The organism is Mariluticola halotolerans, assembly GCF_021611515.1.
Taxonomy (GTDB): domain Bacteria; phylum Pseudomonadota; class Alphaproteobacteria; order Rhizobiales; family Devosiaceae; genus Mariluticola; species Mariluticola halotolerans.
The window spans coordinates 2592661-2611609 of the sequence record NZ_CP090960.1; the positions used below are offsets into that span (position 1 = coordinate 2592661).

Genomic DNA, 18949 nt, shown 5'->3' on the forward strand with positions numbered 1-18949 from the left:
TGGAGGCTTGCCTCCACCTCTTCCCGTCCAGGGCTGACCAGCCCTCCTGTTCTCTTTCTACGGGTGCTTGCATGACCATTAAAAAAATTCTCGTCGCCAACCGCAGTGAAATCGCTATCCGGGTGTTTCGCGCCGCCAATGAGCTGGGCTTGAAAACCGTCGCGGTTTTTGCCGAGGAAGACAAGCTGGCCCTGCACCGGTTCAAGGCGGACGAAGCCTATCTGATCGGCAAGGGAAAAGGGCCGGTCGAGGCGTATTTGCAGATCGAGGAATATATCCGCATCGCGCGTATCTCGGGCGCTGATGCGATCCATCCCGGTTATGGGCTGTTGTCGGAAAGCCCGGAATTTGTGGATGCCTGCGAGGATGCGGGGATTATATTTATCGGTCCACGGGCACAGACGATGCGCGATCTGGGCAATAAGGTTGCTGCGCGCAATATGGCGGTTTCGGCCAATGTGCCGGTTGTGCCCGCAACTGAGCCACTGCCGGATGATCTGGACGAGGTGGCCCGGATGGCTGCCGAAATCGGCTATCCGCTGATGCTGAAAGCAAGCTGGGGCGGCGGTGGACGCGGCATGCGCCGGATCCTTTCGGAAAAGGATCTCAAGACCGAGGTGTCTGAGGGCAAGCGCGAAGCCAAGGCCGCGTTTGGCAAGGACGAGATGTATCTTGAAAAGCTGATCGAGCGGGCGCGGCATGTGGAAGTGCAGTTGCTGGGCGATGATCATGGCAATCTGGTGCATCTGTTTGAACGTGATTGTTCGGTACAGCGCCGCAATCAAAAAGTCGTGGAACGGGCACCCGCACCCTATCTCTCTGATGCGGTCCGTAAGGAATTGACGGATGCAGCGTTGCGTCTCGGCAAGGCCGCAAATTATCTGGGGGCCGGTACCGTCGAATTCCTGATGGATGCGGATACCGACAAGTTCTATTTCATCGAGGTTAACCCGCGCATTCAGGTGGAGCACACGGTGACCGAAGAGGTGACCGGTATCGATATCGTCAAGGCGCAGATTCATGCGCTTGATGGCGCGGTGATCGGGACGCCGGAATCGGGTGTGCCCAGCCAGGAAAACATCAAGCTCAATGGCCATGCGCTGCAATGCCGGGTGACGACAGAAGACCCGGAAGAGAACTTTATACCGGATTATGGCCGGATCACTGCCTATCGCGGGGCAACCGGCTTTGGTGTGCGGCTGGATGGCGGTACGGCCTATTCGGGTGCGGTGATCACCCGTTACTACGATCCGCTTCTGGAAAAGGTGACCTGTTGGGCGCCGACGCCGCAAGAGGCGATTGCGCGTATGGACCGGGCCTTGCGCGAATTCCGTATTCGCGGGGTTGCCACCAATCTCGCGTTTCTCGAAAACATCATCGACCATCCGAAATTTCGCGATAACACCTATACAACGCGGTTTATCGACAATACGCCTGAGCTGTTTGATTTCAAACGCAAGCGGGACCGGGCGACCAAGCTGTTGACCTATATCGCGGATGTCACAGTCAATGGGCATCCGGAAGTTCGTGACCGGCCAAAGCCGCCGGCAGACGCTGCGGCACCGGTTGTCCCCGATTTTCCCGAACTGGTGCTTGCCGAGGGCAGCCGGCAGGTGCTGGATCGTGATGGCCCCAAAGGGCTGGCGCGCTGGATGAAGAACCAGACCCAGGTGCTTATGACCGACACGACGATGCGGGATGCGCATCAGTCATTGCTGGCGACGCGCATGCGTTCCGACGACATCACCAGGATTGCCCAGGCCTATTCGCGCGGGTTGCCGAACCTGTTCTCGCTGGAATGCTGGGGTGGGGCGACGTTTGATGTGGCGATGCGTTTCCTCAACGAGGATCCCTGGGACCGCCTTGCAAAGGTGCGTGAAGGTGCGCCGAACATTCTCACCCAAATGCTTTTGCGCGGCTCGAATGGCGTCGGCTATACCAATTATGCCGATAATGTCGTGCAGTTCTTCGTCAAACAGGCGGCGGCCGGCGGTGTCGATATTTTCCGTGTGTTCGATTGCCTTAACTGGGTGGAGAACATGCGCGTCTCCATGGATGCGGTGATCGAGGCCAACAAGGTCTGTGAGGGTGTCGTTTGCTATACCGGCGATATGCTTGATCCGGACCGGGCCAAATATGATCTCAAATATTATGTGAGCCTTGCCAAGGAACTGGAAGCTGCGGGTGCGCATGTGCTCGGGCTCAAGGACATGGCCGGGCTGATGAAGCCGCAGGCGGCAAAAAAGCTGATCGAGACGCTGAAGCAGGAAATCTCCCTGCCGATCCATTTCCATACCCATGACACTTCGGGCGCTGCCGCGGCCACAGTTCTCGCGGCGGTGGAAGCGGGTGTGGATGCGGTCGATGCAGCGATGGACGCGCTGTCGGGCACGACCAGTCAGCCCTGTTTCGGCTCGATCAATGCCGGGCTTGCCGGGACCGAGCGCGATCCGGGTTTTGATCCCAAAGCGATCCGGCAGATCTCGTTCTATTGGGAGGCGGTACGTAACCAGTACCGCGCCTTTGAAAGCGATCTGCGCTCGGGCGCCTCGGAAGTCTATCTGCATGAAATGCCGGGCGGGCAGTTTACCAATCTCAAGGAACAGGCGCGCTCGCTGGGGCTTGAAAGCCGCTGGCATGAAGTGGCGCAGACCTATGCCGACGTCAACCAGATGTTCGGCGATATCGTCAAGGTGACCCCGTCGTCCAAGGTGGTGGGCGATATGGCGCTCGCCATGGTCTCCTCGGGGTTGACCCGCGCCGATGTGGAAGACCCGAACCGCGATGTGGCCTTCCCGGATTCCGTTGTGGGGTTCTTTGCCGGTGATCTCGGCCAGCCGCCGGGCGGCTTTCCGAAAGAGCTGCAGAAAAAGGTTTTGAAGGGCAAGAAGCCGCTTGCCGAGCGGCCTGGTTCTTATCTGGAACCGGTTGATCTGGAAGCGGAGCGCAAAACGATTGCCGAAGAGCTGGATATGGAGATCGACGATTTCCAGCTGGCGTCATATCTGATGTATCCCAAGGTCTTCACCGAGTTCATGCGGGCGCAGGATACCTACGGACCGACCTCGGTTCTGCCGACACCGGTCTATTTCTATGGCCTTGAACCGGGCAGCGAGTTGCTGGTTGATCTACGCAAGGGCGTGACACTGGTCATTCAGCTGCAGGGCCGGGCCGAGACCAATGAAAAGGGTATGGTTCGGGTTTTCTTCGAACTCAACGGCCAGCCGCGTGCAGTGGCGGTGCCCGACCGGGCGAAGGCGGGCGATATTGTTGCGCGGGCAAAGGCGGAAGCCGGTAATGCGAAACAGATCGGTGCGCCAATGCCGGGCGTGATCTCGACCCTTGCGGTCAAGACGGGCCAGGAGGTTGTCGCAGGCGATGTGCTGCTCTCGATCGAGGCGATGAAGATGGAAACCGCGATCCATGCAGAAGTCGATGGGGTTGTGGCCGAGGTTACCGTGAAGCCGGGTGACCAGATCGACGCCAAGGATCTGCTGGTACGTTTCGAGTAAGGTTCGGGGCGCCCGTGTGGCGCCCCTTCCTTTTGATATAGAGTATGTCTATTCGACGGTTTGCGGTGTGCGTGAGCGCACCGTACCCAGAGCGAGGACAAAGGCCGTGGTGCCGCAGGCTGCGATGATGGCCAGCATTGGAACGGGCGTTCCATCGAACAGGACGCCGCCAAGCACCATGGCTCCTGCACCCAGCAGCATTTGCAGTGTGCCGCCAAGCGCCGCCGCGGCCCCGGCAATCGGGCCGTGATCGTCGAGTGAAAGCACCATCACCGATGGAATGACAAACCCCATGAACAGGTTGGCAAAGATCAACATGGCAATCATCAGCCAGATGCTGCCAAGCCCGGCGAGAAACAGAAGCAGAAGACCGACAGTTGTTGCTGCATAGAAGAAGGTTGCGCCCCGGATCAGTCGCGACGGTCCAAAACGGACCATGGTATTCGAGGCGAACTGGGAGGCGATGAAGAAACCTGCTGCATTGGCTGCGAAAGCGACCGAGAACATGGTGGGGGACAGCCCGTAAAACTCCATGTAGACGAAAGATGCACTGCCAAGGAAGGTGAAGAATGCCGCCATGCCAAGGCCGCCGATAAATGTAAGGCCGAGATAGGTCGGATCACGCAGAAGCGTTGCGAAGCTCGACAGCATGGTTCCGAAACGGAAAGGCACACGGTTCGCCCTGGCCAGGGTTTCCGGCAGCGCGAAGGCGTTGAGCAGCAGCGCAATACCGGCCGCCCCGGTAACGGCGAGGAATACGGCACGCCAACCAAATGGCACGATGATAATGCTGCCCACCAGCGGCGCGAGCATTGGAGAGACCGAGATCACCAGCATGACCGTCGACATCAGCCGTGTGGCCTTGGCGCCGGTGTAAAGGTCGCGGATGATGGCGCGGGGGATCGACATCACACCGGCGGCACCGAGCCCTTGAAAGAAACGGAACGTGGTCAGGGTTTCGATATTGGGCGCAAAGGCACAGCTGATGGAAGCCACGGCAAACAGCCCCAGGCCAAAATAGATCGGCGGCTTGCGCCCGAACATGTCGGCCGCAGGACCATAAAACAGCTGGGCGACACCAAAGGCGATGAAATAAGTGGTCAGTGTGAGCTGCGCCGCTGCGACCGGAGCACCGAAATCATCGGCAATAGTCGGCAGTGCGGGCAGATACATATCGATGGCGAAAGGGCCAATCGTGCTCATGAGCCCCAGTATCAGGGCCATTTTCAAAAGTTGGCGGTCCATTAAAGTACGTCCTTGCCATAAATGATGGCGCTTGTTTCGAGATGGGGCCAGGGGCCTACTGCTCCTGGCCAATTTGCTTATGAAAACGACGAAACACCGCGCACAAACGTGCGTGAATCGCTGAAATGTCAGGTGGGCCGGCCGCATCGAGCATCGCCGGAGGGCGATAGATTCGGTAAGCGTCAATATCTGCAACCGGAAGCGAATTGGCAAGAGTGTTTAGGCCGGGGTATGCGGGGCATTCCGCGACAGTTCCGTGAGGCTGCCGGCATTTATCCCTGTGGCGGTATCAATCATGTCTCGCATTGGTGGGGTCAGGGGCGCGGCCCCAAGTGTTGCGCGACGAGCGGCGAACGCTTATGTGCTAGGGGATTGAAGGAGTTTCAGATGGCCGGGCCGCAAGAGCGCAGAAAATCAGTCGGTGTTGATATCGGTGGCGTACAGGTGGGCGGTGGCGCACCGATTGCCGTACAATCGATGACCAATACCGATACCGCTGATATCGACAGCACGGTCAAACAGATCGCGGCGCTGCACCGTGCCGGTTCCGAGATGGTGCGGATTACGGTTGATCGCGACGAGGCGGCAGCTGCAGTGCCGCATATTCGCGATGCGCTGGCGCGGCGTGGCGTTGATGTGCCGATCATCGGTGATTTCCACTATATCGGGCACAAGCTTTTGACCGATCATCCAGCCTGCGCCGAGGCGCTGGCAAAGTACCGGATCAACCCGGGCAATGTGGGGTTCAAGGCCAAGCGCGATACGCAATTCTCGACCCTTATCGATCTGGCGCTCAAATATGACAAGCCGGTCCGGATTGGCGTCAATTGGGGGTCGCTCGATCAGGAATTGCTGACCCGGTTGATGGACGAGAACAATGACCGTGCCGAGCCCTGGTCGGCCAATCACGTCATGCGTGAGGCGATCATCCAGTCGGCACTGATGTCGGCGGCGCGGGCGGAAGAGATCGGGCTGGGGCGGGACCGGATTATTCTGTCCACCAAAGTGTCGGACGTGCAGAACCTGATTTCGGTCTATCAGGATCTGGGCGGGCGTTGCGATTATGCGCTGCATCTGGGGCTGACCGAGGCGGGCATGGGTTCCAAGGGCATTGTTGCGTCTTCGGCGGCGATGGGCATTCTGCTGCAGCAGGGGATTGGCGACACGATCCGCATTTCACTGACGCCGGAGCCGGGCGGCGACCGCACCAAAGAAGTGCTGGTGGCGCAGGAATTATTGCAGACCATGGGCTTTCGCCAGTTTCTGCCGGTTGTCGCCGCGTGCCCCGGCTGCGGGCGGACGACCTCGCAGACATTTCAGGTTCTGGCCAAGGAAATTCAGGACCATCTGTCCAGTTCCATGCCGGTCTGGCGTGAGCGCTATCCGGGGGTCGAAGATCTGTCGGTGGCGGTAATGGGTTGTATCGTCAATGGTCCGGGTGAATCCAAGCATGCCAATATCGGCATTTCCCTGCCCGGCACGGGCGAGGCACCTGCGGCACCTGTTTTTGTCGACGGGCAAAAAGTCGCGACCTTGCGGGGAGCGGATGTGGCGGATCAGTTCAAGCAGATGGTTGCCGATTACATCGAGAAAAAATATGGCAGCGGCAAGAGCGCTGCCGCTGAATAAACCGCATGGGCTTTACGCCCTGGTCCATACAAAATTGCATATTTAAAGCACGAATTTGCGTAATTCCGCAGAGGCGTTCCCGCGTCTATTGTCGTTGCAACACCTGACAGGGGTCAGGGGTTTCGACAGCGATCAAGGTGCCAATCCCGCGCGAATTGTTGCGGCCAAAGGGGTGCTGCCTTGCTGAATCAGGGATTACGCGTCATGCAGCTTTTCAACCATCCACAATCCAGATCCTATGCCCGTACGACCGGGTTGTTTTATCTGATCATTGCTCTCGCCGGTGGCTTCAGCATTCTTTATGTGCCTTCGGTTTTATACGTGGCTGACGACCCGGCAGCGACCATGAATGCGATTGCGGCCAATCGGGGTTTGTTTACTTTAGGCGTCGCCGGCGAGCTGATTATCGTGATCGCTGAGCTTTTCGCGACCGTGATGCTTTATTTCATGTTCAAGCCGGTTAATGCCACATTATCGCTGGTTGCCGCCTTTGCCCGGCTCAGTATGGCCATTGTCATGGCGGTGATGCTGTTCTTCACAGCGATTGCGCTCGCCCTTGCCAGCGATGTGGCCTGGCTTGGGGTTTTTAGTGCTGAACAGCGCTTTGCGCTCTCTTATCTGGCGCTTGATGCCCATGATTTCGGTGTGGTGATCTGGCAGGTGTTTTTCACGGTTCACCTGTTTATCCTTGGTAACCTTGTGATCCGTTCCGGCCAGTTTCCCAAATTGCTGGGTGCGCTGATGGCTGTGGGCGCGTTCGGCTATCTGCTGGACAGTGCGGGACAGTTTGTCTTCATCGGAGATGCTGTTTTTGGCATGGTGACGGGTATTTTTCTTGCGATCGTAACATTTGGCGAAGTCGGGTTTGCCCTCTGGCTGCTGATCAAGGGACCCAAAACCGAAAGCGTCACAGCGTAGTTCGGGTTGCGGCTCTATTGCATGGGGCGGGCCGGGGTGATCGGTCCGCCAGCTATACGTCTTCGGGAAGCTGGCACGCATCGGACCAGCGCCCGCCAGTCAATTCCAGCAGGCGTGCCAAAGGCAAGCGGACCGAGGCGTGCGTCGAGCCGGCGGCGGGGATAACCTCATCGTAGATTTGCAGCGAGACATCACAATAGATCGGCAAATCCTCAGGCAGGCCGAACGGGCAAACACCCCCAATCTTGTGGCTGGTCAATTGTTCGACTTCTTCGGCACCCAGCATGCGGGGGCGCCCGCCAAATGCAGCCTTGGCCTTTTTATTGTCGAGGCGTGCGTCACCGCGGGCGACCAGCAAAACCACATCGCCATTGACCCTAATGCACAGGGTCTTGGCGATCTGGCCGGGGGCGCAGCCGTGCACTTCGGCGGCAAGTTGAACTGTGGCTGTTGAGGCGTCGGTGACGATAACTTCAAGGTCTGGAGCGCGGGAAGCGAGGTCGGCGCGAACGGATTCAAGGCTCATGTTTTATGTTTCCGGGTTGTCTCAGCTCTGGCGTTCGCCGAAATATCGCGCGGTGGCCCGCAGGCCGTCGGCTTCGGGACCAAAGCATGTCAGCGCGGTGATGGCGTTATGGATGGTGTCGGCGAGATGTTTGTTGGCAGCGTCGATCCCGATACGCGCAATCAGTGTGGGCTTGCCCCGTCCGGCATCCTTGCCGGTCTTTTTGCCCATTTGCATTTCGGTTGCCGTCTCATCCAGAATGTCGTCGGCAAGCTGGAAGGCGCGGCCGGCGGCCTCGGCATAATGGGTGAGGGCATCGAGTTGTTCCGGAGATGCATTGCCCAGAATTGCCCCCATGCGCACCGCCGCCCGGATCAGTGCGCCGGTTTTCATTTTTTGCATGGTGGCGATTTCACTGTCGGTGACGCGGGCGTTTTCACCGTCGAGATCGCGCATCTGACCGCCGGCCATGCCGCCGGCACCAGCACCGGCCACCAGTTCTGTCACAAGGGCGATGCGCACGGCAGGGTCGGCATGGCAATCACTGGTGGCCAGCAGGCCGAAGGCATGGGTAAGCAGGCTGTCGCCAGCGAGCACGGCGGTTGCTTCGTTAAACATCTTGTGCACGGTCGGCTTGCCCCGGCGCATGTCATCATCATCCATGGCGGGCAGATCATCATGCACCAGCGAATAGCAATGGACCAGTTCAACGGCGAGGCCTGCATCAAGTGCTGCGGCAGGGGGGAGCTGAAAGATGCCGGCAGTTTGGCGCAGCAGCAAGGGGCGCAGGCGTTTGCCGCCGTTCAGGGTGCCATGACGCATGGCGGCAATCAGGCGTTCGGGTGCAGGGCCAGGACCTGAAAGGCGCGCGCGGGCCAGCAATGCATCCAGTGCAGCTTCGATGTCCCGGGCGCAGTCACGCGCTTCCTGTTCAAATGGGGTCATGGACAGAATTACCTTCCCGGTAAGATGCGACAAGCTCTGAGGTGATCTGTATAAGAGCCGGGTTGAATTTTCCAGCGGAGTGGCGTGGTTGGTGGCGATATGAGAAGAGTGTGGCGGTTAATCCGTGTGCTGGCAATTACCCTTGGGCTGTTGGCGGCCATTCCGCTCGTTCTGGTGCCGGTTTATGCTCTGGTCAATCCGGTCTCCATGCCGATGCTGGGGCGCTACGTGACCTTCCAGAAGGTCACGCGCATCTGGCGGCCCATTGATACCATATCTGACCGTCTGAAAGCTGCGGTTGTGGCCAGTGAGGATGGGCAATTCTGCCGGCATTGGGGCGTGGATCTTGGCGCGCTCAGGGCCGAAATCAACGCCTGGCGGGCGGGCCGGTCGCCGCGGGGCGCGTCCACGATTTCAATGCAGGTGGCGCGTAACCTGTTTTTGTGGAACGGGCGATCGTTTGTGCGCAAAGGCCTCGAAATCCCGATTGCCTTCTATCTCGATCTGGTTTTGCCGAAACGGCGGATCATGGAGATTTATCTCAATATTGCGGAATGGGGTCCGGATGGCGAATTTGGCATTGAGGCAGGGGCGCAGCGTGCCTTTGGGATTGATGCAGATGCGTTCTCCTGGAATGGGGCGGCACTCATAACTGTTACCCTGCCCAACCCGCATTTACGCAATCCGGCGCGTCCGACGCGGGGCATGGCGCGCGTGGCAGGAATCGTCGAGCGGCGGGCGCGAGCTGGCGCCAGCCATATTACCTGCCTCTATCGGAACGGTCAGGTGCAGTTGGAATAGGGTGGATTTTGGGGGTTTAAAGCGATGTGACGCATCGGAATTTTGCCTTTGGGCTGGTTTGGTGTTATTGCGCCATGCATCCGGATCAATCAAATCGCACAAGCCTCTAGCCAAACGTTGATCTGTTCTGTATAAAACGCGCCAATCCGAGCAGAGACATTCAAGTCTGTTGCCCTTCGGTGCCGGTTCCGGCGGTGGGGCTCTGGGCTATTTGAGATGGAGTACTAATCATGGCAGTGCCAAAGCGTAAAACGACCCCGATGAAACGCGGTATGCGCCGTTCCGCAGACGGCCTGGTCGCAAAGGCTTATGTGGAAGACAAGGATTCCGGCGAATTGCGCCGTCCGCACCACATCGACCTGAAGACCGGCATGTATCGCGGTCGTCAGGTCATGGAGCCGAAGCGCTAAGCTTTTCCGGTTTCATAAAGAAAATTTCAAACGGCCAGTGCCAATCGGTGCTGGCCGTTTTGCTATGCAGGGGTGGGTTAGACGTCTTCGGCGTGGCTTAGGCCCGAAGGAGCGCGGCGCTGGGTGATGCCGGCGCCGGCCCGATAGGCCTCGACGGCGCTGTTGCGCGGCGGGCGCATATAAATTGGGTTACCGACCGCGTGCCGGTCCTCGGTCATGATCTGGGTTACAAAGGCTGCCGGATAAGGATAGGCACGATCCGTTGCCCTGCGCCCGAAGCGTTTGGTGGCGGGGTTTCTCTGTGCCGTTTCGATACGTCTGTTACGCGTGAACTGCGACATGGCCTGCATCCTGTTCCAGATCGGGCCATTTGTTTCATTTTGGGACAAAATCCCGGGCCCTTACCCCTAACGTCGCAAGGCACGTGCCAGTTATCAATGATTTGTTAACTTTTTGCCCTGCCCGACGCTTTCATGGTTAAGGCGTCGGGCGGGGATTTAGGGTCCGGGTCAGAAATTGTCCTTGGCCTTGCGGATCGCCGCAAATACCTCGTCAGGGGTCGCGCCTTCCATATGCATCAGTTTCGCCATGGCCGGTTCATCGGCACGCAGGAACGGATTGGTGATCTTTTCCTCACCCAGTTTTGCCGGGACAGTGAAATTGCCATTGGCGCGCTGGTGGGCGATTTCGTCACTGCGCGCCTTGAGCAATGTGTTCAAGGGATCGATGCTGAGGGCAAAGCGGGCATTCGCGGCGCTGTATTCATGGCCGCAATAGACCAGGGTGTCGTCGGGTAATTCGCGCAGGGCAGCAAGGCCTGCCCACATTGGTCCGGGCGTGCCCTCAAACATGCGGCCGCAGCCGAGGGAGAACAGGGCGTCGGCGGAAAACAGCTGCTTGTCGTCGGGGTTAAAATAAACGATATGCCCCAGGGTGTGGCCCGGGGTGTTGAATACCTGGATGTCGGCATTGCCCAATTTGATGGTGTCGCCGCCGCCCACCAAATGATCAAGCCCCTCGATACGTCCCTGTTCAGCGCGTGGGCCGGTTACCTTGGCGTCGAAATCCATTTTCAACGGCAAAATCGCATCGGTATGGTCATGGTGATGGTGGGTGATGAAAATGTCGGTCAAGGTCCAGCCGGTGCGGGCGAGGGCCTCGCGGATCGGGCCTTCCTGCGGTGCATCGATCGCGGCTGTCGCCCCGGTTGCGGGGTCGTGCAGCAGGTAACCGTAATTATCGGAGAGGCATTCGAAGATATCGACGACAAGCGCCATGAAAGCAAACCCCTGTTTTTCATGCTATGTTGAGCCGGGAGCGTACGTTGCCCATATTATGTTAGCAAGACTGTGGAATCGGCAAGACTGGCGCATGACGAGAAATTGATAGGTCGGGATTGCCGGTATGGATTTGAGGCCTGAATGACACCAGATGTGACGCAGTTGATCGGGTTCTATAAGTCGCCCCTTGGCCGGATCGCCCGCAGCCTGTTGACCGAGCAGGTGCGTGGACTGGCGGGCGATGTAACCGGGTTGAGGGTGCTCGGTCTTGGCTTTGCCACGCCTTATATGCGCTTTACGCTCGCGAATGCTGAAAGGGTGCTGGCCTTCATGCCTGCACGTCAGGGGGCATCGTCATGGCCCCGTGAGGGACCGTCGCGCACCGTGTTGTGCGACCCGCTGGAAATGCCGCTCACCGATTCGGCGGTCGATCTGGTGATTGCGGTGCATGCATTTGAGCATGTAACCGATTCCGAGGAATTGATGCGCGAGCTTTGGCGGGTCTGTGCCCCCAATGCCCGCATTATTGTTGTGGTGCCGCGCCGGCGCGGTTTGTGGGCGCAGCGCGACAATACCCCGTTCGGCAGCGGGCACCCTTTTTCGCGCTCACAACTCGATGACTTGCTGCGACAGCATTCATTCACCCCGGAGGTTTGGCGCGATGCACTGTTTCTGCCGCCCTCGCAATTGCCGCCTTTACTCAAATCGGCGCGTCTTTTTGAACGCGGTGGCCGGCTTTTGGGATCGACTCTGGCGGGGGCGATGTGTGTGAAGGCGAAAAAGGAATTGTTTCCCGCCATTACCCGGCGGCAGCGCTCAGAGCGTCTGGTGCGGGTGCCGGCCTTGGCTCCCCAGGCCGCCATGCGCGCGGAATAGGCATGAAACCCAAGCCTGCCGCGTGTCTTTCCTTTGCTTTGCGGCTTTGCTTTCAGTATGGTCGCGCGCGCTTTTGGAGACCCGAAGCGCCAAGCCAGACAGAGTGAATTGCATGAGTGATCGTCCACAGCCGCAACCCGGTATCCTGAAAATTGCGCCCTATGTGCCGGGTAAATCCGGGGCGGGCGATGGCGTCTCGAAAGTGAAACTTTCGGCGAATGAAAGTCCCTTGGGCGCGAGCCCCAAGGCGATTGCCGCTTATCGGGCATTCGCGGACCGGTTGGAAATCTACCCCGAGGGGACCTCTGCGGAATTACGCCAGGCGCTGGCCGAGGTTCACGGTATTGAAGCTGATCGCATTGTTGCCGGTTCGGGTTCTGATGAGGTGCTGCACCTTCTGGCCCAGACCTATCTGGGCGAAGGTGACGAGGCGATTTATTGCCAATATGGTTTTTCGGTTTACCCGATTGTCATTCAAGGGGCGAGTGCGACACCCGTTGTGGCACCTGAGGCTGATTACACCGCCAGTGTTGATGCCATACTCGCCGCGGTGACTGCACAAACCAGAATGATTTTTCTGGCTAATCCGAACAATCCCACCGGCACCTATTTGAATGTCGCGGAATTGAGACGGCTGCAGAATGGTCTGCGCCCGGACATCCTCTTGGTGATCGACAGTGCCTATGCGGAATATGTCACCGCTGAGGACTATAGTGCGGGCATGGTTCTGGTGCGCGACAGCCAGAACACGGTGATGGTGCGAACATTTTCCAAAATGGGTCTGGCGGGCGTCCGCGTGGGCTGGTTCTACGGACCGGATCATGTGGTGGATGCCGTCAACCGTCTGCGGGGGCCCTTCAATGTTAATGTGGCAGCCCAGGCGGCAGGCGCAGCTGCGGCACGGGACACGGCATTTACCCAGGCGCTTTGTGACTATAATGCAAAATGGCGGGACTGGTTGACGGCTGAATTGTCGAGCAACCAGCTGAGGGTTACACCCAGCCAGGGCAATTTCATTCTGGTGCATTTCCCTGATGTGGACGGGCAGCGTGCGCCTGACGCTTTTCAGATGCTGATGAATGCGGGATATGTCGTGCGTGAAATGGGCGGGTATGGCTTGCCCAATGCCTTGCGTATTTCCATTGGCAGCGAAGAGGCGATGCGCGCTGTGGCCCGTTTGCTCAAGAATTTCGGGACCGAATAATGTTTGAAAAAATAGCCCTTGTCGGTATCGGTCTGATCGGCTCGTCGATTGCGTTATCGGTGCGGCAGCAGGGCCTTGCCAGGCACATTGCTATTTCGACGCGTAAAGCGCCGACGCTGGCCGAAGCGGAAGCTCTGCGGCTGGGGGACAGCTATACGCTTTCCGCCGCTGAGGCGGTGCGTGATGCGGATCTGGTGGTGCTTTGTACGCCGGTGGGGGCCTATGAGGCGGTGATGGCCGAGATTGCCCCGGCATTGAAGCGGGGTGCCATTCTTTCCGATGTGGGTTCGGTCAAGCAATATGCGCTGGATGTCATCCAGCCGCTGTTGCCTGAAGGCGTCCATTTCGTGCCGGGCCACCCTTTGGCCGGTACTGAATATTCAGGGCCGTCGGCCGGCTTTGCGGCCTTGTTCCGGGGACGCTGGTGTATTCTGACGCCCGGCACGGATGCCGATGCGCAGGCGGTGAGGATGCTGACCGGTTTCTGGGAGGCGCTGGGGTCGAGTGTTGAAGTGATGGATGCGCCGCATCATGACCTTGTTCTGGCAATCACCAGCCATGTGCCGCATTTGATTGCCTATAATATTGTGGGCACGGTGGACGATCTGGCCAATGATACCAAATCGGAGGTGATCAAGTTCTCTGCCTCAGGTTTTCGCGATTTCACCCGCATTGCAGCCTCTGACCCGGTGATGTGGCGCGATGTGTTCCTGACCAATCGTGATGCGGTTCTGGAAATGCTGGGGCGGTTTCTTGTCGATCTGGACGTGTTGCATGCGGCGGTGCGTGACGGGGATGGGCCGGCACTTGAGGCCTTGTTCACGCGGACCCGGGCCATCCGCCGTTCCATTATTGACGCGGGACAGGAAACGGCGGCGGCTGACTTTGGCCGGGTGGGGTCCCCGCAAGACCAGGCTAGAACAGGGGCGGAATAACCCCCAGCGGGGCGAAACCTGCAATGACTGCACCACGGGTAATGGTCATGATCTGCTTCATGCCGCCATCCGCCTGCGGGGTACCAAACACCAACCCGCGCAATTCCGTCGGTATCAGGTCGCCAAAGCGTTCCGCCAGGCCGTTTGATGTCAGGGTCATATTGCCTTCAACTTCGCCAATCGGGCTCAGGCCAAGTTCACCTTCGAGCAGAAGGCTGGTTTCACTGTCATCGGTTGCAAGGCGGAGAAGGGTCAGCCGTCCATCCGCCTGCTGCCAGAGGCGGGGCAGGGCCGGATCAGACCAGAGCCGGATATCGTCCGGAAGGTTGGATATTTCCGCCTCAAATGTTACCCGGCCATCGGCAATCTGATAGGCTGGCATTGTTGCACCCTCGGTACGCGCGAAGCCCGCGAAGCTGGCCAGACGGGTATCTGCATCATGCCGTTCGGGCATATTGAGCAGGTGCATTTCCATAACGGGTGCGCTGGCGATCAATGTCTCGCCAAGCAGGGTGTCGATATATTCCAGATTTTCCATATGGAGCGACAAACGTTCGAGCAGCCAGCCATTCATGCGCAGGCTACCCTTGGCTTTGTCCCAGCGAATGCGTTGGTCCGTGCCAAAGAACGCGTCGGTATAGCGTAAAGGGCCTTCGGCAAAAGCAATGATGTGGGTCGGACGATAGACCAGCGCGGTGGCCTTGATTTCAGGCACTTCAATCAGGATGTCGCCATCGGAAATATCTGCTTGTGCGCAAGTGACATCAAACCGGAACGGAAAACCGGTGACCGACAAATTGCCGCAAGTGACGGTGGGGGATCCCGGCGCCGGCGTCGCCATGAGGGCAATCTGTTTTGATATCTGGCCGGCTGCATAAAGCCATGCACCGGACCAGCCGGCAACCAGAATGACGATGAGCGCAAGAAGCAGAATGATTCGTTTCATGGGGACGGGTTATATTTCAGTTTCGAAGACATCACGAGTGCGGTTATGCTTTCATACGGGAGGTTTGTCGGCGGGCGTGTGCCGCAGCAGCTGGTGGCTTGAACTCTTCGGGGAAAACCCGAACGCCGGTTACGCGGGCAGGCAGCAATAGAACGTCGGGAATTCGGCATAATGACGGCACAGACGCAAGTCACATCTTCTTACTGGGTTTTTGGCTATGGTTCGCTGATCTGGCGGCCGGGCTTCGTCTACCGGCAGGCGCAGCAGGCGCTGCTCTGGGGCGCGCATCGCAGTCTTTGCATTTATTCACATCGCTATCGCGGCACCGAAGAAAAGCCGGGTCTTGTGTTCGGGCTTGTGCCGGGCGGGTCCTGTCATGGCATGGCTTTTGAGGTGGGGGCTGCGGAGTGGCCTGAGGTGCGCGAATATTTGCGTGAACGGGAGCAGGTTTCCGGGGTCTATCGCGAGGCCTTGCGGCGGGTGCGGCTGGCCAGCGGAGAAATCATCGAAGCGCTGACGTTTCTGGTTGATCCGCATCATGTGCAATATGCGGGGAGACTGGATATCGCCGCTCAGCTTGCCTATGTGCGCGACGCCGCCGGGATGATGGGCCCGAACGCTGACTATGTGACGAATACGGCGGAGCATCTGGAGCAGATGGGTATCAGGGACCGGCATTTGCTGGCGCTCAGCGCCTTACTGGCTGAACCCGCCAAGACGGAACCGGTATAGTTTCATTTTCTTAGGGGCTAGCTGACAAGGCACAGGGCACCGGCGAGCTGGCCACCCTCAACATCCCACTGAATCTTCATCCGCTCAACATCGTCGGCCGGCGCCTCGAGGCGCAGGACTGAGGTGGCGGCCTTCATGGCATGGCGAAAACGCGCGCGGCTTGCCTGATCAACGATGAGGTCATCGGCAGTGCCGGTCCAGCCGGCCTGATTGCCCTTTGCCACGACATAAAGGTCGTGACCGCTCATTTTGAAATTATCGCGCGGCTGTTGTGCCAGGGTATAATACCGCCCCGACTGTCCGCGCCAGTTGATCGACTGCGCGAGATTATCGCCGGATATCAATGAATCGTGACTGGAGGCCAAAGTGTTTCTCATCGCGTCGCACCTTAAAGAACAAATGTGGAACAAATTTGACTAAAAGTCAAGCTTAATTCCTGCCCCCGACTATATGTATGAGTTCTTAACGCAACGTTGTCAATATGTAGTGGTTTGACGATTGTGCGCATACCAGACACTCACGGTTTCTAAAGGCTTATGTCAGCCTTTGTTAACCATAAGAACGTCCAGACGCGCCCTAAGTTCCGCAGAAAGCGGGCGGGCCAGGCCTTTTTTTGCAGCCTCAATGATTAGTTCCTCGGTGGCCGGCTCAATTGCGGCGATCATGCGGCGTTGCATTTCGGCGCTGTCGAGGCCGGCGGGGATGGGGGGCAGGAATCGCGCCTTGGCCGTGCCGGGCCACAGAACCGGCGAGTTGCGTCCCCAGAACAGCCCCGAATTGACAGCCACCGGCACAACGGGGACGTTCAGCTGTTCGTAAAGACGGGCGGCGCCGGACTTGTAGCTGAGATCGGCCAGCGGGGCCTTGCGAGTCCCTTCAGGAAAAATGATGATATGGCGTTTATTCTCGATGGCCCTGCGGGCGTCATCGACCATGGCGGGGATCGCCTGTCCGCCCTTTTTCCTGTCGATGGAAATAGTGCCAAAGGCACTGGCCACCTTGCCGAAGAACGGGATGTCGATCAGTTCTTTCTTGGCGATGAAAGCGGGGTTCTCGACATGGGGCATTAACGCAAAAATATCCCAGTCGGACTGATGCTTGGAGACGATGATGCAGCCGGTCTCGGGAATATGTTCCGTGCCGGAAATTTCGCTGCGAATGCCTGTCAGCCAGCGCAACATGACAAGATTGGACGCGGCCCAATAGCGCGCGACGGGCCAAAGGGCTGTCAGCCATTTATCGGAGAAAAGACCGACCGTGCCCAGCACGATGGCAAGGATTGCGGTCTGCCCGATAAAGAGCAGATAGAAAAACAATGACCTTATGGCCTGGATTACCATGCAAGCTTCCTCAAGATGCTGCGCTGCGCGAAGGGGTTTTTACCCGGTCAGGAAATCTGCGCCAGAAACCGCCGCACGGTGACGCCGGAGGTCATGGCTGTCAATCCGGCAATGACGGGCACAATCAAGACAATGCCGGCAATACCGCCAAAGCCAAGTGAAAAACTGCCAAACAGCACGTTGATCTGTGCGCCGGAGGTGCCCGGCAGAAGGATGGCGGTGATGATGCCGGCAAAGGTGAAAAAGCCCAGCGCGCTGACGCCGCCGATAACCCCGCCGCGCAAGCCGATCATCAGAAAACGCCCCTGAAACTCCCCGGCGACAAAGCGGTTGGATGCCCCGATAAAATGCAGCACATCAACAATATCGCGGTTGGACGCCATGGTGCCACGGGTGGCAAAGATAACGGCCAGCACCGTTGCCGCCAGAATCAGCAGCAAAACCATGATGCCGGAAACCACGATGGTACCGGCCATGGTGTTGAGTTGTTGACGCCAGGCGGCATGGGTGTCGAGGCTTGCGCCTTTTATTGCTGTGAGCTCGCGGCTCAGCCTTTCCATGTCGGCCCCGTTGGGGTCGGACAATTCCACGACAACGAGGCGGGGAATGCGCAGCTCGGTAAGGTCCAGTCCTTCGCCCAGCCAAGGTTTCAGGAGGGCTTCGCTTTCCTCGATCGAGAGCGCATGGGCATTGGCGACGCCGGGTGTCTCCTCGGCGATTGATTCAGCCAGACGCAGATTGGCATCCATCAACTCGCCCTCGACGGGACGGATCTGGATCGTGACCTCGCGGCCCACATCGGCAGACCAGGCGATGGCGGATTTTTGCACGAGTGCAACGCCCCCGAAGGTGACGCAGGACAAAAAGGTCATGATCGCAACCAGAAACATCAAGGTACGCCCGGCGACTGACTGGCTGGGAACGATGGGGGCGACCTTACGGCGGTCTTCGCGGTTTTCCGGGTCAATCATGGATGACGATCTTTCCATCATTGAGCAGCATGCGCGGATAATCGAATTTCTTGAGCATATAGAGTTCGTGGGTGGCGATGATGATCGTGGTACCCATCCGGTTGAGTTCGGCAAACAGATGCACCAGCCGCTCCGATAGTTCGGGGTCCACATTACCGGTCGGTTCATCGGCGAGCAGAATATCGGGGCGGGCGATAACGGCGCGGGCGATGGCGGCGCGCTGTTTCTCACCGCCGGAGAGCACTTCGGGATGCGCATCCATGCGGTTGCCCAGCCCAACCCAGTCGAGCAGTTCCTCGACATTGGCGCGATAGTCGCTCTCTTCCTGTCCCAGCACACGCAGGGGCAGGGCGACATTTTCAAATGTCGTCATGTGGTCAAGCAGCCGAAATTCCTGAAAGACGATGCCGATATGACGACGCAGTGCCAATAGCCGGTCGCGCCCGAGCTGGGTAATGTCCTCACCAAACATGGAGATACGGCCACTTGTGGGGCGCAATGACAAAAGCAAAAGGCGCAGCAGCGAGGTTTTCCCCGCGCCCGAGGGGCCGGTGAGAAAATGAAACGAGCCGGGGGCGATGGAAAAGTTGAGATTTTTCAGAATCTCGGGACCTTCACCATATCGCAGGCCTACATCTTTGAACTCGATCACAGTGCCTCGCTCCGAATCACTTCTGGCATCTCATCATAACAGTCCTGA

The 18949-nt window shown here is 58.4% G+C and carries 19 protein-coding genes; 9 read left to right on the plus strand and 10 right to left on the minus strand.

What is annotated here, in order from left to right; all coding sequences use genetic code 11:
* Positions 1–71 precede the first annotated feature (71 nt).
* Positions 72–3512, plus strand: coding sequence for a pyruvate carboxylase (pyc, locus tag L1P08_RS12350; RefSeq protein ID WP_303617312.1), 3441 nt, complete (start codon positions 72–74; stop codon positions 3510–3512).
* 48 nt (positions 3513–3560) lie between these two features.
* On the opposite strand, the gene L1P08_RS12355 is transcribed toward pyc, so the two are convergent.
* Positions 3561–4757: a multidrug effflux MFS transporter gene (locus L1P08_RS12355; RefSeq protein ID WP_303617313.1), complete on the minus strand. Its 1197-nt coding sequence runs from the start codon at positions 4755–4757 to the stop codon at positions 3561–3563.
* 387 nt (positions 4758–5144) lie between these two features.
* On the opposite strand from L1P08_RS12355, the gene ispG reads away from it, so the two are divergent.
* Together ispG and L1P08_RS12365 are read left to right on the plus strand one after the other, a co-directional pair.
* Positions 5145–6386: a flavodoxin-dependent (E)-4-hydroxy-3-methylbut-2-enyl-diphosphate synthase gene (gene ispG / locus L1P08_RS12360; protein WP_303617314.1), complete on the plus strand. Its 1242-nt coding sequence runs from the start codon at positions 5145–5147 to the stop codon at positions 6384–6386.
* A 204-nt stretch (positions 6387–6590) separates the two neighbouring features.
* Positions 6591–7304, plus strand: coding sequence for a DUF4386 domain-containing protein (locus L1P08_RS12365; protein WP_303617315.1), 714 nt, complete (start codon positions 6591–6593; stop codon positions 7302–7304).
* A gap of 52 nt (positions 7305–7356) precedes the next feature.
* On the opposite strand, the gene L1P08_RS12370 is transcribed toward L1P08_RS12365, so the two are convergent.
* Both L1P08_RS12370 and L1P08_RS12375 read right to left on the minus strand, forming a co-directional pair.
* On the minus strand, positions 7357–7830 hold the full coding sequence (locus L1P08_RS12370) for a YbaK/EbsC family protein (RefSeq protein ID WP_303617316.1): 474 nt from the start codon (positions 7828–7830) through the stop codon (positions 7357–7359).
* Positions 7831–7851: 21 nt separating this feature from the next.
* Positions 7852–8754: a polyprenyl synthetase family protein gene (locus L1P08_RS12375; protein WP_303617317.1), complete on the minus strand. Its 903-nt coding sequence runs from the start codon at positions 8752–8754 to the stop codon at positions 7852–7854.
* A 99-nt stretch (positions 8755–8853) separates the two neighbouring features.
* Here L1P08_RS12375 and L1P08_RS12380 point away from each other — a divergent pair, with 99 nt between their 5' ends.
* Both L1P08_RS12380 and rpmF read left to right on the plus strand, forming a co-directional pair.
* A complete protein-coding gene (locus tag L1P08_RS12380; protein WP_303617318.1) occupies positions 8854–9555 on the plus strand; it encodes a transglycosylase domain-containing protein in 702 nt (233 codons plus the stop codon).
* Between the two features lie 230 nt (positions 9556–9785).
* On the plus strand, positions 9786–9965 hold the full coding sequence (gene rpmF / locus L1P08_RS12385; RefSeq protein ID WP_303617319.1) for a 50S ribosomal protein L32: 180 nt from the start codon (positions 9786–9788) through the stop codon (positions 9963–9965).
* A 77-nt stretch (positions 9966–10042) separates the two neighbouring features.
* Here rpmF and L1P08_RS12390 read toward each other — a convergent pair whose 3' ends face one another.
* Both L1P08_RS12390 and gloB read right to left on the minus strand, forming a co-directional pair.
* A complete protein-coding gene (locus L1P08_RS12390) occupies positions 10043–10306 on the minus strand; it encodes a hypothetical protein (RefSeq protein ID WP_303617320.1) in 264 nt (87 codons plus the stop codon).
* 168 nt (positions 10307–10474) lie between these two features.
* Positions 10475–11242, minus strand: a complete 768-nt coding sequence (gene gloB / locus L1P08_RS12395; RefSeq protein ID WP_303617321.1) for a hydroxyacylglutathione hydrolase — start codon at positions 11240–11242, stop codon at positions 10475–10477.
* 144 nt (positions 11243–11386) lie between these two features.
* Here gloB and L1P08_RS12400 point away from each other — a divergent pair, with 144 nt between their 5' ends.
* The 3 genes from L1P08_RS12400 to L1P08_RS12410 all read left to right on the plus strand — a co-directional run bounded on the left by L1P08_RS12400 (position 11387) and on the right by L1P08_RS12410 (position 14260).
* Positions 11387–12121 (plus strand): class I SAM-dependent methyltransferase, encoded by a 735-nt coding sequence (locus tag L1P08_RS12400; protein WP_303617322.1) that lies wholly within the window; start codon positions 11387–11389, stop codon positions 12119–12121.
* Between the two features lie 112 nt (positions 12122–12233).
* Positions 12234–13325: a histidinol-phosphate transaminase gene (gene hisC / locus L1P08_RS12405; RefSeq protein ID WP_303617323.1), complete on the plus strand. Its 1092-nt coding sequence runs from the start codon at positions 12234–12236 to the stop codon at positions 13323–13325.
* Complete coding sequence (locus L1P08_RS12410) at positions 13325–14260, plus strand: prephenate/arogenate dehydrogenase family protein (RefSeq protein ID WP_303617324.1); 936 nt, start codon at positions 13325–13327, stop codon at positions 14258–14260. Before hisC ends, L1P08_RS12410 begins: the two co-directional genes overlap by 1 nt.
* Here the strand turns inward: L1P08_RS12410 and L1P08_RS12415 are convergent.
* Entirely contained in the window at positions 14241–15206 is a 966-nt protein-coding gene (locus L1P08_RS12415; protein WP_303617325.1) for a DUF2125 domain-containing protein, read from the minus strand. The two genes, L1P08_RS12410 and L1P08_RS12415, sit on opposite strands and share 20 nt — an antisense overlap.
* A 171-nt stretch (positions 15207–15377) precedes the next feature.
* Here L1P08_RS12415 and L1P08_RS12420 point away from each other — a divergent pair, with 171 nt between their 5' ends.
* On the plus strand, positions 15378–15938 hold the full coding sequence (locus tag L1P08_RS12420; RefSeq protein ID WP_303617326.1) for a gamma-glutamylcyclotransferase: 561 nt from the start codon (positions 15378–15380) through the stop codon (positions 15936–15938).
* 17 nt (positions 15939–15955) lie between these two features.
* Here L1P08_RS12420 and L1P08_RS12425 read toward each other — a convergent pair whose 3' ends face one another.
* From L1P08_RS12425 to ftsE, 4 genes are all read right to left on the minus strand, one after another.
* A complete protein-coding gene (locus L1P08_RS12425) occupies positions 15956–16315 on the minus strand; it encodes a hypothetical protein (RefSeq protein WP_303617327.1) in 360 nt (119 codons plus the stop codon).
* Between the two features lie 162 nt (positions 16316–16477).
* On the minus strand, positions 16478–17278 hold the full coding sequence (locus L1P08_RS12430; RefSeq protein ID WP_303617328.1) for a lysophospholipid acyltransferase family protein: 801 nt from the start codon (positions 17276–17278) through the stop codon (positions 16478–16480).
* Between the two features lie 47 nt (positions 17279–17325).
* Positions 17326–18249, minus strand: a complete 924-nt coding sequence (locus tag L1P08_RS12435; RefSeq protein WP_303617329.1) for a cell division protein FtsX — start codon at positions 18247–18249, stop codon at positions 17326–17328.
* Positions 18242–18901: a cell division ATP-binding protein FtsE gene (ftsE, locus tag L1P08_RS12440; RefSeq protein WP_303617330.1), complete on the minus strand. Its 660-nt coding sequence runs from the start codon at positions 18899–18901 to the stop codon at positions 18242–18244. The genes L1P08_RS12435 and ftsE overlap by 8 nt, the downstream gene beginning before the upstream one ends.
* Between the last annotated feature and the right edge of the window lie 48 nt (positions 18902–18949).